This is a genomic window from Neisseria viridiae (assembly GCF_962747995.1).
Lineage (GTDB): Bacteria > Pseudomonadota > Gammaproteobacteria > Burkholderiales > Neisseriaceae > Neisseria > Neisseria viridiae.
Window position 1 is genome coordinate 168580 of the sequence record NZ_CAUJAJ010000001.1, and the last position, 16069, is coordinate 184648.

At 50.9% G+C, this 16069-nt stretch carries 13 protein-coding genes and 1 pseudogene; 8 read left to right on the forward strand and 6 right to left on the reverse strand.

The genetic code is table 11. From position 1 onward, the window contains the following. The first annotated feature begins 113 nt into the window (after positions 1-113). From Q9J79_RS00965 to Q9J79_RS10365, 3 genes and pseudogenes are all read left to right on the forward strand, one after another. On the forward strand, positions 114-1097 hold the full coding sequence (locus tag Q9J79_RS00965) for a ribose-phosphate pyrophosphokinase (protein ID WP_013449165.1): 984 nt from the start codon (positions 114-116) through the stop codon (positions 1095-1097). A 66-nt stretch (positions 1098-1163) separates the two neighbouring features. Continuing rightward, a complete protein-coding gene (locus tag Q9J79_RS00970; protein WP_002217483.1) occupies positions 1164-1736 on the forward strand; it encodes a 50S ribosomal protein L25/general stress protein Ctc in 573 nt (190 codons plus the stop codon). 126 nt (positions 1737-1862) lie between these two features. Beyond that, positions 1863-1958, forward strand: a pseudogene (locus Q9J79_RS10365) (phosphatidylinositol kinase); the annotation flags it as partial. 200 nt (positions 1959-2158) lie between these two features. Here the strand turns inward: Q9J79_RS10365 and Q9J79_RS00975 are convergent. Further along, positions 2159-2314, reverse strand: coding sequence for a hypothetical protein (locus Q9J79_RS00975; protein WP_199904117.1), 156 nt, complete (start codon positions 2312-2314; stop codon positions 2159-2161). A 66-nt stretch (positions 2315-2380) separates the two neighbouring features. Between Q9J79_RS00975 and Q9J79_RS00980 the strand changes: the two genes are divergently transcribed. Then, complete coding sequence (locus Q9J79_RS00980) at positions 2381-4030, forward strand: site-specific DNA-methyltransferase (RefSeq protein ID WP_301911464.1); 1650 nt, start codon at positions 2381-2383, stop codon at positions 4028-4030. A 241-nt stretch (positions 4031-4271) separates the two neighbouring features. Beyond that, positions 4272-6923 carry a restriction endonuclease gene (locus tag Q9J79_RS00985; protein WP_304685250.1) on the forward strand — a complete coding sequence of 884 codons (2652 nt, stop codon included), beginning with the start codon at positions 4272-4274 and terminating at the stop codon, positions 6921-6923. Positions 6924-7047: 124 nt separating this feature from the next. On the opposite strand, the gene Q9J79_RS00990 is transcribed toward Q9J79_RS00985, so the two are convergent. Further along, the gene (locus tag Q9J79_RS00990; RefSeq protein WP_301911462.1) at positions 7048-8217 is read right to left on the reverse strand and encodes a D-alanyl-D-alanine carboxypeptidase family protein; all 1170 of its coding nucleotides are present in this window, start codon (positions 8215-8217) and stop codon (positions 7048-7050) included. Positions 8218-8364: 147 nt separating this feature from the next. Here Q9J79_RS00990 and ilvA point away from each other — a divergent pair, with 147 nt between their 5' ends. Then, complete coding sequence (gene ilvA, locus Q9J79_RS00995) at positions 8365-9891, forward strand: threonine ammonia-lyase, biosynthetic (RefSeq protein WP_118837799.1); 1527 nt, start codon at positions 8365-8367, stop codon at positions 9889-9891. 55 nt (positions 9892-9946) lie between these two features. Here ilvA and Q9J79_RS01000 read toward each other — a convergent pair whose 3' ends face one another. From Q9J79_RS01000 to cysT, 3 genes are all read right to left on the reverse strand, one after another. Beyond that, the gene (locus Q9J79_RS01000) at positions 9947-11020 is read right to left on the reverse strand and encodes a sulfate/molybdate ABC transporter ATP-binding protein (protein WP_301911459.1); all 1074 of its coding nucleotides are present in this window, start codon (positions 11018-11020) and stop codon (positions 9947-9949) included. Next, a complete protein-coding gene (gene cysW, locus Q9J79_RS01005; protein ID WP_301911458.1) occupies positions 11017-11877 on the reverse strand; it encodes a sulfate ABC transporter permease subunit CysW in 861 nt (286 codons plus the stop codon). The genes Q9J79_RS01000 and cysW overlap by 4 nt, the downstream gene beginning before the upstream one ends. A gap of 386 nt (positions 11878-12263) precedes the next feature. Continuing rightward, positions 12264-13100: a sulfate ABC transporter permease subunit CysT gene (gene cysT, locus Q9J79_RS01010; protein WP_301911455.1), complete on the reverse strand. Its 837-nt coding sequence runs from the start codon at positions 13098-13100 to the stop codon at positions 12264-12266. Positions 13101-13437: 337 nt separating this feature from the next. Here cysT and Q9J79_RS01015 point away from each other — a divergent pair, with 337 nt between their 5' ends. After that, positions 13438-13770: a general secretion pathway protein GspG gene (locus Q9J79_RS01015; RefSeq protein ID WP_301673643.1), complete on the forward strand. Its 333-nt coding sequence runs from the start codon at positions 13438-13440 to the stop codon at positions 13768-13770. A 64-nt stretch (positions 13771-13834) separates the two neighbouring features. On the opposite strand, the gene Q9J79_RS01020 is transcribed toward Q9J79_RS01015, so the two are convergent. Continuing rightward, entirely contained in the window at positions 13835-14416 is a 582-nt protein-coding gene (locus tag Q9J79_RS01020; protein WP_301667832.1) for a superoxide dismutase, read from the reverse strand. Between the two features lie 162 nt (positions 14417-14578). On the opposite strand from Q9J79_RS01020, the gene dnaB reads away from it, so the two are divergent. Next, positions 14579-15985, forward strand: a complete 1407-nt coding sequence (gene dnaB / locus Q9J79_RS01025) for a replicative DNA helicase (protein ID WP_301673644.1) — start codon at positions 14579-14581, stop codon at positions 15983-15985. The last annotated feature ends 84 nt before the right edge of the window (positions 15986-16069 follow it).

Genomic DNA, 16069 nt, shown 5'->3' on the forward strand with positions numbered 1-16069 from the left:
TTGAAATGCCTTTGTTTGTGTCGGATGTTGCAGGTATAATGTCGGGCTTGGTACAAGCGGAGGGAAGCATTGTGTTTTCTGAGCGGAAGTTAAACATAAAATCAGGTGAGAATATGGCTGCGTACGACAGTTTGATGGTATTTACAGGCAATGCCAATCCCGAATTGGCACAACGTGTTGTCAAGCATTTGGACATTTCTTTGGGCAATGCTTCCGTATCCAAGTTTTCAGATGGCGAAGTTGCCGTCGAACTGTTGGAAAACGTACGCGGCCGCGATGTTTTCATCCTTCAGCCTACTTGCGCGCCGACCAATGACAACCTGATGGAAATCCTGACGATGGCGGATGCACTGAAGCGTGCTTCGGCAGGTCGTATTACCGCAGCCATTCCGTATTTCGGCTATGCGCGCCAAGACCGCCGTCCGCGTTCCGTCCGCGTTCCGATTTCTGCCAAACTGGTGGCAAATATGCTGTATTCGGCAGGGATCGACCGTGTTTTGACTGTCGATTTGCATGCCGACCAGATTCAAGGCTTCTTCGATATTCCTGTGGATAATATTTATGCCACCCCGATTCTGTTGAACGATATCAAGCAGCAGCGGATTGAAAACCTGACCGTCGTCAGCCCGGATATCGGCGGTGTCGTCCGCGCCCGTGCCGTGGCAAAATCATTAAATGCCGATTTGGCGATTATCGACAAACGCCGCCCGAAAGCCAATGTGGCGGAAGTCATGAACATCATCGGCGATATTCAAGGCAGAACCTGTCTGATTGTGGACGATATGATTGACACCGCGAATACCTTGTGTAAAGCTGCCGTCGCCCTGAAAGAGCGGGGGGCGGAACGTGTTCTGGCCTATGCCAGCCACGCCGTATTCTCCGGAGAGGCAGTCAGCCGGATTGCCTCGTCCGAAATCGATCAAGTTGTTGTAACAGATACCATTCCTTTGTCTGATGCGGCCAAACAATGCGACCGTATCCGTCAGGTAACGATTGCCGGTCTGTTGGCCGAAACCGTCCGCCGCATCAGCAATGAAGAATCCGTCTCATATCTTTTCAATGAAGAAGTGATGACAGGCAGTATGTTGCTGCCATAAGCCCGAAGCCGTCTTAAGCTGGTCGCGGCCGATGACGGCGATTTTACCTAACTTGGAGTATTTAACATGACTTATGAAATTCAAGCCTCTGTTCGTGAAGCACAAGGCACTGGTGCGAGCCGCCGCCTGCGTCGCGAAGGTCAAATCCCCGGTATTTTGTACGGCGAAGGTCAAGAGCCCGTTGCCATTGCCGTGGATCACAAAACCGTATTCTACGCATTGGAAAAAGAATCTTTTCATACCGCGTTGATTAAATTGTCTCTGAACGGCGAAACCAAAGACGTTATCGTCCGCGATTTCCAAATGCACCCGTTCCGCCGCGAAGTCCAACACATCGACTTCCAAGCTGTGAAAGCCGATCAGCTTGTACGCATCCGTGTTCCCCTGCACATCGTTAACGCTGAAAACTCTCAAGCCGTTAAATTGCAAGGCGGCCGCGTATCCCTGCTGAACACGACTGTTGAAGTGCTTGCATTGCCTGCCAATATCCCTGCTTTCTTGGATTTGGATTGTGCTGAAGTGGTTGCCGGCGACATTTTGCACTTGTCAGACATCAAACTGCCTGAAGGTGTAGAAAGCGTTTCCTTGAAACGTAACGAAAATCTGGCTGTTGCCACCGTTACCGGTAAAAAACGCTAATTGCTTGAAAAGCAGGCGGTACGTATATGATGCGTACCGCCTTATTGTTTTGGGCTGTGTTTCAATATTTGGTTGATTTCATCCGTTTATAAGGGAAAACCGCTTATTTCCGTTTGGGTGGAAATCTATCCGGATGTATTGCGCGATAACGGATGGTTGGCTCAAAAACAGCATTTCGTACCGGATGAAAATGAAGAAGATATGTCGTTCACATTCCGGTAGCTGTCCGGCTCGAACCGGCTATCAGAGATAGTCGGTCAACTTTTACCCTAGAAATCACTTTTCTTTCAACTTCTGAAACATCCCGATAAAAGGATATTTCGCAACCCGCTCTTGATGGACATAGTTATGGCAACCGAACCGAACCGAACCGAACCGAAATTATACACGATTTAGAAAATAATTTCAAACAAAACAATATATTAAAATTCAAACAACTCTTTCCCGAAGTCTTTTGCGAAGACCAAATCGATTTTGAGAAGCTCAAACTCGTCCTCGGCGCGGAAAACCTTGCCAGCGCGGGCGAACGTTACCAACTCGATTGGGCGGGTAAAACCGCCGCCTATCTCAACCTGCAAAGCCCCACTTCCCGCACCCTTGTTCCCTGCAAAGAAGAATCCGCAGATTTCGACGGTACGCAAAACGTGTTTATCGAAGCCGAAAACCTCGAAGCACTGAAAATCCTGCAAAAATCCTACGCCGGCAGCGTGAAGATGATTTACATCGACCCGCCCTACAATACCGGCAACGATTCCTTCGTCTATCCTGACAAATTCTCCGAAAGCCGCGAAGAATACGCCCGCCGCGTGGGCGATACCGACGACGCGGGCTACCTGAAGCGCGACGGCGTATTCCAGGGCGCGTGGCGCAAAAACGGCAAAGACAGCGGCCATTACCACAGCAACTGGCTCTCCATGATGCTGCCGCGCCTGCATCTGGCGAAAACCCTGCTGCGCGAAGACGGCGTGATTTTTATCAGCATTGACGACAACGAACAGGCGCAGTTGAAATTGTTATGTGATGAAGTGTTTGGGGCGGAGAATTTTGTCGGACAGTTGATTTGGCGTAGTGGCAGAACATCATCAGCATATTTTACCCATGAGCATGAATACATTTTTTGTTACTCACGAAATAAAGAAGTATTACCACTTTTTAAATATGATGGGGAAGAAGATGTTTCTGATAGAACAATTAAAAAGCCTAGTATAAAAAACCCTTCATCTTTAATAACATTTTCTGCAGGAATAGATTTTGAATCGGAAGACAAGGTCTTCCCAAATGAGTTTGGTGGAAAAGAGCCTATTAAAGTTGTATCAGGAATTCTCGAATGTAAAAATGGGAAGCTAGCACAGAATGTAACCATTGAAGCAGCATGGACTATGAAAAGTATGATTATGAGTTGGTTAGCTGGAGAGGAGGTATTTGATCAAAAAGGACAAAAGATAAAAAGATTCTTTTTTAAGTCTAATGGTGTTTTGCAATATGAAAAAGAAAAGGGAACAATCCATCCTAAAACCATTATTTCTGATTTAACTACCAAACAAGGAACGCAGGCACTTTCAAAGCTTTTTGAAGTACCAGTATTTGAGTTTCCTAAACCGCCTTCTTTAATTTCCAATTTATCTCAAATTATTTGTTCTGGGAAAGATGAATTAATCTTAGACTTCTTCTCCGGCAGCGGCACCACCGCCCATGCTGTGATGCAGCTTAACGCCGAAGACGGCGGCAGCCGCCGTTTCATCTGTGTCCAGCTTCCCGAAGAAACCGACGAAAAATCCGAAGCGCGCAAGGCGGGTTTCGACACGATTGCCGAAATTGCCAAAGAGCGTATCCGCCGCGCGGGCAGGCAGATTTCAGACGGCCTTCAAGACGGATCGGAAATAGATACGGGTTTTAAAGTTTTCAAACTTGCCGAAAGCGGTTTCAAACAATGGCGGCAGCCCGGACAAGCCGATACGGAAGCCCTGCAAGGCGAATTGTCCTTGAACATTGATTCCGTACTCTCTGAAATGCCGTCTGAAAACCTGCTCTGCGAATTGATGCTGCGTTTAGGTTTGAAGCTGACTTGCAAGGTTTCGCTTTCAGACGGCGTGTATTTTGTGGAAGACGAGGATACGGGCGGACTGTACGCCTTCCTGCTGGAACGCGTGGATCAGGGTTTGATTGATGCCGTGCTGGCGAAGCATCCCGTCAAGGCGGTGGTTTTGGACAGGCTGTTCGAGGGAGACGACGCGCTCAAAGGCAATACCGTATTGCAGATGAAGGATGCGGGCGTGATGTTCGAGTGCGTGTAGTCAGCCGAAAGCGGGAAACCGGAAGTGCCGTCTGCCGTCATTCCCGCGCAGGCGGGAATCCAGAAACTCAAAGTTGCAAGAATTTATCGGAAATGACTGAAACCCAACGAACCTAGATTCCCACTTTCGCGGGAATGACGATATATCAGTTTCTGCTCCGACAGGTCTGGATTTCCGCCTGCGCGGGAATGACGGCAAAGAGGTGGATTTTCTGCGCGACAGCGGATAGAAGGAAATAAAAATGGAATTGAAATTTGAAGAACTGCCCTATCAGCTTGATGCGGTAAATGCCGTTGCGAATCTTTTTGCAGGGCAGCCGGACCATACTCGGACATTTGATTTGACCAGTCAGGGGACGGGGCGGTTTGTCGGCAACGGCTTGGATTTGGATTGGGAAACGCTGGGCCGGAATCTGAATGCGGTGCAAAAGCAAAACGGACAGCCTGAAACGGAAATCGGCGCGCACGGGCTGAATTTTTCTCTGGAAATGGAAACGGGGACGGGCAAAACCTATGTCTATCTGCGTACGGTTTACGAATTAAACCGCCGCTACGGCTGGAAGAAGTTTGTGATTGTCGTGCCGGGCGTGCCGATACGCGAAGGCGTGTTGAAAAGCCTGGAAATTACGAATGCGCATTTTGACGGGGTGTTTGGCAGGCCCGTGATGCGTTATGCGGAATATTCAAGCGGCCGGCTGTCGGACTTGCGCGCTTTTGCGGTAAACGACCACATCGAGATTTTGGTGATCAACATTCAGTCGTTTGAAAAAGACGGAAACGTGATCAATAAGGTAAACGAAAGCGGGGACGCGCCGATTAAGTTTATTCAGGAAACGTGTCCCATCGTTATCATCGACGAGCCGCAAAATATGGAAACGGAAGGCCGTCTGAACGCTTTGGCATCGCTCAATCCGCTCTTTACCCTGCGCTATTCGGCAACGCATAAAAAACCGTACCACAAGGTTTACAGCCTGAATCCCGTGCAGGCATACAATTTGAAGCTGGTCAAGCAAATCGAAGTTTTGCCGGTATTGGCGGAAAACGATGTGAACGGCGCATTTGCGGAGCTGTTGGAAGTGAAACAGGCGGCCAGAGGCCGTCTGAAAGCCGATTTGAACATTCATTATCAGGATAAAAAGGAGACCAAGAAGAAAAAGGTATCCGTCAAATCGGGAGACGATTTGTTTGAAAAATCGGGCGGCAACGAAGCCTACCGCCACGGTTTCATCATCGACGGCCTGGATTTTGAGAATCAGGAATTGGCGTTCTCAAGCGGTAAAACCATTATGCGCGGCGGAGACGGCGACGCGGTGCGCGATGAAATTATGAAAAACCAAATCCGCGAAACGGTAAGGGAGCATTTGGCGAAGGAGAAACGGCTGAATCCGCTGGGGATTAAGGTGTTGTCGCTGTTCTTCATCGACCGCGTAGAGAATTACCGCACAGCAGATGGAACGGCAGGCAAGTTTGCCCTTTGGTTTGAAGAAATCTATCGGGAGCTTGCAGGCAATACCGATACGGCGGGCGTACACGACGGCTATTTCTCGCAAGACAGGAAAGGCCATCTGAAAAACACCGACGGCACGACGCAGGCGGATAACGATACCTACCGCCTGATTATGCGCGACAAGGAAACCCTGCTTTCCTTTGACAGCCCGCTGCGCTTTATCTTTTCCCATTCCGCACTGAAAGAAGGCTGGGACAACCCCAATGTATTCCAAATCTGCACGCTCAACGAAACCCGCTCGCCGCTGAAAAAGCGGCAGGAAATCGGGCGCGGGCTGCGTATCGCCGTCAATCAGGAAGGACGGCGCGTGCGCGATGAAAACGTGAACATACTGACCGTTGTGCCGAACGAAAGCTACGAATTATTTGCCGCAAATCTGCAAAAGGAATACGAAGACGAATGCGGCATCAAATTTGCCGCCGAAAACATCAAAAACGGCAATAAGAAGAAAAAACAGCTGTTCCGCAAAGATTTTCCGCTCGATCCCGAATTTCAGGCAATTTGGGACAAGTTGAAATACAAAACGCGCTACCGTGTGCGCTTCGATACGGAAGAATTGATCGAACAGGCTTCGGCGGCGGTGGCAAACCTGCCGGAAATCCAAAAGCCGAAAATCCGCGTCCGCAAGGCGCAATTAAAACAATCACAAACCTATGGTATTGAAACAGTTGAAATTGCCGGCCGCAGCCGCGAGATGGACGTTCAATGGGAGATTCCGGACATACTCGGCGAGATTCAAAGAAAAACGGGGCTGACGCGGCGCACGGTGTACGAAATCATCATACAGTCAGGCCGTCTGAAAGATGTGCCGGGCAACCCGCAACGCTTCATCGACCTTGCAGCCGAAGCGGTAAACCGCAGCCTGCACGCGTTGATGGCGGCAGGAATCGAGTATGAGCGAACCGGCGAAGTGTACGACCAAAAGCTGTTGGAAGATATGGCGCGCGAAGGCATCGAGTTTTATGAAAACAACTTTACATTTGCAGTAAGTAATCCGCAAAAAACCATTTGCGAAAACTATATTCCATTGGATTCCGGCACGGAACAAGCCTTTGCCCGAAATTGCGAGGATTATGATGCCGAAAATGAAGGCGGCGTGGCGTTTTACTTCAAACTGCCCGGCTGGTTCAAAATCCCAACCCCGCTGGGCAACTACAATCCCGATTGGGCGGTGGTGAAACAGGTTCAGGACAAAGTGTATTTCGTTGCTGAAACCAAAAATACCGGCAAAGGCATTCAGATAGGAGTAGATGCGGGTAAGCTGCGTGAAAACGAACGGTTGAAAATCGAATGCGGTGAACGGCATTTTGAAGCACTGGGCGGTTTGGCATACCGTGTTGTGGAAAAAGTGGGGGACTTAAAGTTAGAAAAAGAGGAGCAGGCATGAAATATGCTGTCCGCTTTGTTTTCCGTTGACGTTTCCGCCGCGCCTTTTGGGGAGGTTTCTTCTGAAAACCTGTGTTTGGGTTTCGGCTGTCGGGAGGAAAAGGAATTTTGCAAAGGTCTCAAGCTTATTGTCCCGTCAGGCGTGCCCAGAGTTTTTTCCACCAGTTTTTCTTTTCTACATCCTCCAGCGCGGCGATTTCTTTTTCGGCAATGGTGTATCCGTTTTGTCTGATTTTGATTTTTCCTAAAATCTGCCCTTTTCTTACTGGTGCACGGAGCGGCTGTATGGTTTCCAGAATTTGTTCGGCCGTTTTTGCTTGGGTATGCGGTAGGGTGATATAGACTCCTTTCGGAAAACCCGCATGGACGTTTTTTTTGCTTCCGCCCAAGACTTGTATTTTGGTAACAATTTCGCCTGCCGAATGGATTTTCGGAGTGTCAAAGGATTGCAATGCCCAGTTCAGCAGCTTGCTGTTGTCCGATGCGCGTGTTTCCGCCGATTCCGAACCCAATGTGATGACAAGGATGTGCCTGCCGTTGCCGGAGTATGACACGGCAAGGTTGTAGCCGCCGCTTTCTGTGTGTCCGGCTTTCAGACCGTTTACATTGTTGTCCCTATATAAAAGGATATTGCGGTTGTTTTGTTCTATATTTTTGAATTTGAAAGATTTGATGGAAAACAGCGGGTAATATTCCGGAAAGTCGCGCATCAATGCTTCAGACAGCAGGGCGAGGTCTTTGGCGGTGGAAACCTGTCCTTCTCTACTCAAGCCTGTCGGGTTTTTGAATACGGTGTTTTTCATGCCCAGGCGTCGGGCTTCTTTGTTCATTTGTTGCACAAAATTTTCAATCGAGCCGTTGCCCAGCCGGCCGGCAAGGGTTAGGGCGGCATCGTTTGCGGATAGGGCAATCATGCCTTTTAAGAGTTTGTCGGTGCTGACCGTATCGCCGGGACGTACAAACATTCTGCTCCCTTCTGAAGCCCATGCGGATTCGGGTATTTTTAAGTTTTCTTCAGATTGGATATTTCCCGATTTCATGTTTTTGAAAACCAGATATGCGGTCATCAGTTGGGTTAGTGCCGCCGGTTCGACAGGGGTATTGATGTTTTTGGCGGATAAAGTCTGTCTGCTTTGAAGGTCGATAACGATGTGTGCCGCTGTGAGGGTTTCGGGTGTTTGGAGCGTGGGGGCGGCGTGTGCCGTCGGTCTGTTGGGCGCGGGCGATGCAGCTGTTGCGTGAGAAACGCCTAAGATGATGGAAAGCAGGACGGGCAGGATTTTATGTACTGTCATGAAATATTCTAATTGTGTGAGTGTTTCAGCCTGCCGATTATACGCTTAGGGTGTCTGATCGGGCGGATTTTTCTTGCTTTCGCGCCGTCTTGGGCGTATGGTTTTGGGTTTTGCGATTTTAATAAACCGATTATCCCATATTGAATTATGAACACGCCCCTTCCTTATTCCGATTACCTCATCCGCATCCTGACGGCATCTGTCTATGATGTCGCGGTCGAAACGCCTTTGGAACCGGCACGCAGCCTTTCTGTACGTTTGAAAAACAACATCCTTTTGAAACGCGAAGATTTGCAGCCGGTTTTTTCGTTCAAAATACGCGGTGCGTACAACAAAATGTCCAAGTTGCCGAAAGATGCGCTCGCTTGCGGCGTGATTGCGGCAAGCGCGGGCAATCACGCCCAAGGCGTGGCATTGTCCGCACAGCGTTTGGGCTGCCGTGCCGTTATCGTTATGCCGGAGACTACGCCGAAAATCAAAGTGGATGCGGTCAAAAGCCGTGGTGGCGAGGTGGTTTTGCGTGGTGTTTCATACAACGATGCCTACGATTATGCGATGGAGCTGGCGGAACAGGAAGGGCTGACCTATATCGCGCCGTTTGACGATCCCGATGTGATTGCGGGACAGGGGACGGTGGGGATGGAAATTGTCAGCCAGCATCCCGATCCAATCCGCGCCGTATTCGTACCGATAGGGGGGGGCGGTTTGGCAGCGGGCGTGGCGGCATTTATCAAGCAGGTCCGTCCCGAAATCAAAGTTATCGGCGTTCAGACACATGATTCCTGCTGTATGAAGCAATCGGTCGAAGCGGGTCAAATCGTTCATTTGAAAGATGTCGGGCTGTTTTCAGACGGCACTGCGGTCAAAGTTGTCGGAGACGAAACCTTTCGCCTCTGCAAAGAACTTTTGGATGAAATCATTACAGTCGATACCGATGCGGTTTGCGGTGCGGTCAAGGATATTTTTGATGATACGCGCAGCATTACCGAGCCGGCGGGTGCATTGGCGTTGGCGGGTCTGAAAGCCTATATTGCCCGAGAAGGCGCGGAAAACCAAACCCTGATTGCCGTTACCAGCGGCGCGAATATGAATTTTCACCGTTTGCGCCACGTTTCGGAACGGAGCGAATTGGGTGAGGGCAACGAAGGTATTTTTGCCGTTACCATCCCTGAAGAACGCGGCAGCTTCCTTAAGTTTGTCAATATATTGGGAAATAGGAATATTACCGAGTTCAACTACCGCTACGGGGACGATGAAAAAGCGCATATCTTTGTCGGACTTCAAGCGGCAGGCCCGCAGGATTTGGCGGTTATCGGCAGCCGGTTGGATGAGGCAGGATTGCCCAATGTCGATTTGACCGATGATGAGATTGCCAAAATCCATATCCGCTATATGGTCGGAGGGCGGACGGACAAAGTAGAAAACGAGCGTTTGGTCAGTTTTGAGTTTCCGGAGCGTCCGGGAGCGTTGGCGCGCTTTTTGAACCATATGCAGGGCGGTTGGAATATTACGCTCTTCCATTACCGTAATCACGGTGCGGATTACGGGCGGATTTTGGTCGGTATCGATGTGCCGCCGCACGATGCCGCCGCATTTGACGGTTTCTTGGAAAGTTTGGGATACAGCTATCACGAGGAAACGCAAAATGCCGCGTACAAGCTGTTTCTTGCCTGACGCTTGACACGCAATGCCGTCTGAAAGCCTTTCAGACGGCATTGTGCTTTCAGGGTTAAATCGAATATTCAATCAGCTCGTTTTGAGAGAAGACATAAACCTGTTTCGGAATTAAGTTTAATTCTTTGCCTTCGGCGATTGGGTAACGCGCGGCATCGCTGCCAGCCAGCGTGATATGCACGTCCTGTTTGCCGTGTTTCACCAAAACGTGCGTCAATGCGCCGACGGCGTGGATTTTTTCGATTTTGGCACGAATCATCGGCGTTTCGTTTTCGGCGGCGATCTGCCATTCGTGTGGGCGGATATAGCCGATAGCGGTTTGTTCCTGCCATTTGTAGTGCGCGTCCAATTTCCATGCGAAGCCGTTGTAGTGCCAGATGCCTTTTTCGATTCTGCCTTCGAAGGCGTCGGTTTCGCCTAAGAACTCGGTAACGAAGGCGTTTTCGGGTTTACGGTAAATGGCTTCGGCGCTGCCCGTTTGTTCGATTTTGCCGTGGTTCATGACGACGATTTCGTCGGAAACTTCGAGGGCTTCTTCTTGGTCGTGCGTCACCAGAATGCTGGTTACACCGAGGTTGTGATGAATGTCGCGCAACCAGGTGCGTAATTCTTTGCGTACTTTGGCATCCAACGCGCCGAAGGGTTCGTCCAAAAGCAGGAGTTTCGGTTCGACCGCGAGGGCGCGGGCGAGGGCGATGCGCTGGCGTTGCCCGCCGGAGAGTTGGTGCGGATAGGATTTTGCCAAATGCGAGAGTTGTACGAGCTTGAGCAATTCTTCGACTTTGGCGCGGATTTGTCCTTTGGACGGGCGTTTGGACTTGGGCAATACGGTCAAACCGAAGGCGACGTTGTCAAACACGTTCATGTGGCGGAAGAGGGCGTAGTGTTGGAACACGAAGCCGACTTTGCGTTCGCGCACATGTTTGGCGGTTACGTCTTGCCCGTCAAACAGAATCTTGCCGCCGTCGGCGTTTTCCAGTCCGGCGATAATGCGTAAAAGCGTGGTTTTGCCGCAGCCGGACGGGCCGAGCAGGGAAACGAGTTTGCCGGTGGGGACGTTGAGGTTGATGTTTTTCAGCGCGTGAAAATTGCCGAAGTGTTTGTTTAAGTTTTGAATGGTGATGCTCATACTGCTTTCCTTTCGGCGGCGGCGAGTTTTTTATCTTGTAATTTGGTAATGATGTTCTGCACCGCCAGCGTCGCCAGTGCTAAAAGTGCCAATACGCCGGAGAGGGCGAATGCGCCGGTGAAGTTGTATTCGTTGTAGAAGATTTCGACCAAAAGCGGGACGGTGTTGGTTTCGCCGCGTATGTGTCCCGATACCACGCTGACCGCGCCGAATTCGCCCATTGCGCGGGCGTTGGTGAGGATGATGCCGTAAAGCAGCGCCCATTTGATGTTGGGCAGGGTAACGCGCCAAAACATCTGCCAGCCGCTTGCACCGAGTATCAGCGCGGCCTGTTCTTCGCTGTCGCCCTGCGCCTGCATTAAAGGAATAATTTCGCGTGCGACAAAGGGGAAGGTAACGAACAGCGTCGCCAAAATAATGCCGGGGATGGCGAAGATAATCTGTATGCCTTGCGCTTCCAGCCAGCCGTCCAATGCCGTGTGTGCGCCGAACAATAAGACGAACATCAAACCGGCCACCACGGGTGATACGGAAAACGGCAAATCGAGCAGGGTGGTCAGCAACTGCTTGCCGCGAAAGTCAAAACGGGTCAGCAGCCACGCCATCGCCACGCCCAAGACGGCATTGACGGGGACGACAATCAGCGCGGTAATCAGCGTCAATTTGATGGCAGACCACGCTTCGGGATCGCTTAAGGATTTCAGGTACAAATCCCAACCGCCTTTTAAGGCTTCGTAGAATACGGCAACCAACGGTACGACCAGCATCAGCAGCAGAAAGCCCAAGGCGGCGGTAATCAGCAACACGCGCAGCCAACGCGGTTCGGTCAGGTTGGGATTGGCGGAATAGGGTTTCATAGCGGTGGTGTTCCCCGGTTGGTTTGAAAATGTTTGGAGGTCGTCTGAAAAACTGTGTTTTGGGGAGCGGATTCGTTTTCAGACGACCTTTTATCTTTTATGTTAAAAGAGAAATAAAAAAGTCTAGCTGCCGTCATTCCCGCGCAGGCGGGAATCCATTAGTGAATTTCGGCTGCCTTATTGATTTTCTGTTTTCCTGTTGCCTTGTGGCGGATTCCCGCCTGCGCGGGAATGACGGCAACAGCGTAGTTCAGGTTTTCAGACGACCTTTTTAGAAGGCAGGTCGGATTCTTGAATCCGACAAAATATCCGGTGTTCCGGTGTTTCAGTTCCAGGTGTCAAAACATCAGATTTAAGAATCCGACCTACGTTTTTCAGACGGCCTATCAACCCTTCGCGCCCGAACGCCTGCCCAACGCCCACTGCATCACGTTCAGCGCAAACAGGATGACAAACGAAATCATCAGCATAAACAACGCTACTGCCGACGCGCCCTGTACGTCGAACTGTTCCAGCTTGCCCGTAATAATCAGCGGCAGGATTTCGGAAACCATCGGAATGTTGCCCGCGATAAAAATCACCGAACCGTATTCCCCCGTTGCCCGCGCGAACATCATTCCCGCGCCTGTCAGGAGTGCCGGCGTGATTTCCGGCAGCAGCACGCGGCGGAACGTCGTAAAGCGGTTTGCGCCCAAAGTCGCCGCCGCTTCCTCATATTCGCCCGACAATTCCTCCAATACCGGCTGCACGGCGCGGACGATAAAGGGCAGGCTGACGACGACCAGCGCAATCCAAATGCCGACGGGCGTAAACGCGATTTTGATGCCCAAAGGCTCGAAAAAACGGCCTATCCAACCGTTGGGCGCATACAGGGTCGCCAACGCGATACCGGTAACCGCCGTCGGCAGCGCAAACGGCAAATCGACCAGCGCGTTCGCCAAGCCCTTGCCCGGAAATTCATAGCGCACCAATACCCAGGCAACCAGCGTGCCGAACACGACATTGGTCAGCATCGCATAAAACGACATCCGCAAACTCAGCCACACCGCCGCCAATACGTTCGGCTCGGCAATCGTGTTCCAAAAACCGCCCCAGCCGATTTCCGCCGCCTTCGCCGCCATCATCGCAAACGGTAAAATCACCAGAAGCGACAGGCACAATACGGTCAGGCCGAGGCTGATTTTGAAGCCGGGCAGTACGCTGGGTGTTTTGAGTAATAACATGAAATAATGCTGAAAATAGAAAAGGGAAGGGCTACTTTAACGATGCCGTCTGAAAAACGGAAAGAATGGAAAGTTTGGTGCAAAGACGAATTTGTTATAAAGCGGTTGGCAGTTTCTCAAGCGGGCGTGATGTTTTAAAATATAGTGGATTAACAAAAATCAGGACAAGGCGACGAAGCCGCAGACAGTACAAATAGTACGGAACCGATTCACTTGGTGCTTCAGCACCTTAGAGAATCGTTCTCTTTGAGCTAAGGCGAGGCAACGCCGTACTGGTTTTTGTTAATCCACTATAACGCCTTGTTTTGACGGAAAACTATCATATAAAGGAACACTTATGCAGATTTTATCTTTTCAGGCGGACATTGCGGAACGTATGCTGGAAGGCACGGAAGGCGAGTCGGTCAACGAAAACGCACAATTCGTCCGCACGGACAACGGCTATTGGATTGCGTGGCATGAAGGCGTGGCGGCACTGCTTGCGCCCGATACGCCGCCGGGCATTCCCTGTTTTTGGGTAGAGGGCGCGGAAAGCCTTGAAGAGTTGTGCGCCATGGTGGAACGCGGCGAGTTTGACGAAGTGGAAGAGTTTGAAGGCGATGATGACGCGTGGCTCGAAGCGGCTAAAGGTTGCGGACACCGCGGCGATGCTTGCGCCTGCGGACATTGATTCGGACTTCCCGTAAAAAATGCCGTCTGAAATGTGTTCAGACGGCATTTTGCCGGTTTGCGGCTTATGCGGCAAAACGTTTGGCAACCTCGTCCCAGTTGACGATTTCCCAAAAACCTTTCAGGTAGTTGGGACGGCTGTTGCGGTAGTCGATGTAATAGGCGTGTTCCCACACGTCGCAAGTCAAGAGCGGCGTGTTTTCAGTGGTCAGCGGCGTAGCGGCGTTGGAAGTGGAAACCAAATCCAATCCGCCGGCAGGGGTTTTCACCAGCCACGCCCAACCGGAGCCGAAAGTACCGGCCGCGCAGGCATTGAACGCTTCTTGGAATTTTTCGAAGCTGCCCCATTTCGCGTCGATGGCGGCTGCCAGTTCGCCGGCAGGCTTGCCTTGACCTTTGGGCGTGAAACCCAGCCAGTAGAAGGTGTGGTTCCAAGTTTGCGCCGCGTTGTTGAACACGCCGCCCGAAGATTTTTTCACAATCTCTTCCAAAGGCAGGTTTTCAAATTCGGTGCCTTTGATTTGATTGTTCAGGTTGGTGATGTAGGTTTGATGGTGTTTGCCGTAGTGGAATTCCAAAGTCTCTTTGCTCAGATGCGGGGACAATGCGTCCAGTTCATAAGGCAGTTGCGGCAGCTTATGTTCCATTTTGTACTCCTAATATTGTTTTAAATGTTGTATTTTGGCAGTGTTGCTGCAAACGAATCGGCAGCTCACGCATTCTACCTGTTTTGAGGGATGGAAACTAATTGAACCTGCTTTACGCTATAATAAAAAAATGCAATTTCGGCACAATAGATAGGATGCACCATGAACGATTACGCAGCTATGCCGTCTGAAGACCGCGAGGTCGGCGCATTGTCGCTGCCCCCCCATTCGATGGAGGCGGAGCAGTCTGTTTTGGGCGGTTTGATGCTGGAAAATCCGGCATGGGACAGGATTGCCGATGTGGTTTCGGGAGAGGATTTCTACCGCCACGAACACCGCCTGATTTTCCGATCCATTGCCAAGCTGATCAACGAAAGCCGTCCCGCCGATGTGATTACGGTTCAGGAAGATTTGCAGCGGAACGAAGAATTGGAAGCGGCAGGCGGATTTGAATACCTGATTACGCTGGCGCAAAACACCCCGTCCGCCGCCAACATCCGCCGTTATGCCGAAATCGTGCGCGAGCGTTCCATTATGCGCCAACTCGCCGAAGTGGGGACGGAAATCGCCCGCAGCGCATACAATCCGCAAGGCAGGGACGCGGGGCAGCTTTTGGACGAGGCGGAAAACAAAGTATTCCAAATCGCCGAAAGCACCGCCAAATCCAAACAGGGCTTTTTGGAGATGCCCGATTTGCTGAAAGAAGTCGTACAGCGCATCGATATGCTCTACTCGCGCGACAATCCCGATGAAGTAACCGGAGTGCCGACGGGGTTCATCGACCTCGACAAAAAAACCTCGGGCCTTCAGCCCGGAGACCTGATTATCGTCGCCGGCCGCCCGTCTATGGGTAAAACCGCCTTTTCTATCAATATCGCCGAACACGTTGCCGTAGAGGGCAAGCTGCCCGTTGCCGTCTTCTCGATGGAGATGGGCGGTGCGCAACTGGTCATGCGTATGCTCGGCTCGGTCGGACGGTTGGATCAAAGCGTCTTGAAAACAGGCAGGTTGGAAGACGAACACTGGGGTCGTCTGAACGAAGCAGTCGTCAAACTTTCCGACGCACCTATGTTTATTGACGAAACCCCGAATCTGACCGCCCTCGAGCTGCGCGCCCGTGCCCGCCGTCTCGCCCGTCAATTTAACAATAAGCTTGGATTGATCGTCATTGACTACCTGCAATTGATGGCGGGATCCGGCCGTTCCGACAACCGCGCTTCGGAGCTTGGCGAAATTTCCCGTTCCCTCAAAGCCTTGGCGAAAGAATTGCAGGTTCCTATCATCGCTTTGTCTCAGTTGAGCAGGACGGTCGAATCGCGTACCGACAAACGCCCGATGATGTCCGACCTTCGCGAGTCTGGCGCAATCGAGCAAGATGCCGACCTGATTATGTTCATGTACCGCGACGAATACTACAACCAAGACTCACCCATGAAAGGCCTTGCCGAATGTATTATCGGCAAACACCGCAACGGTCCGGTCGGAAAAGTTGTCCTGACATGGATGGGGCAGTTTACCAAATTCGACAATGCTGCCTATGTTCCCGAGGAGGCAAAGATAGAAGATTAAATGGTTATATAAAAATTTATTAGGCGAAATCAGGCAAAATCGTTTAAAATCATGCTTAGAGATTGCCCTAAAAAATAAAATGCG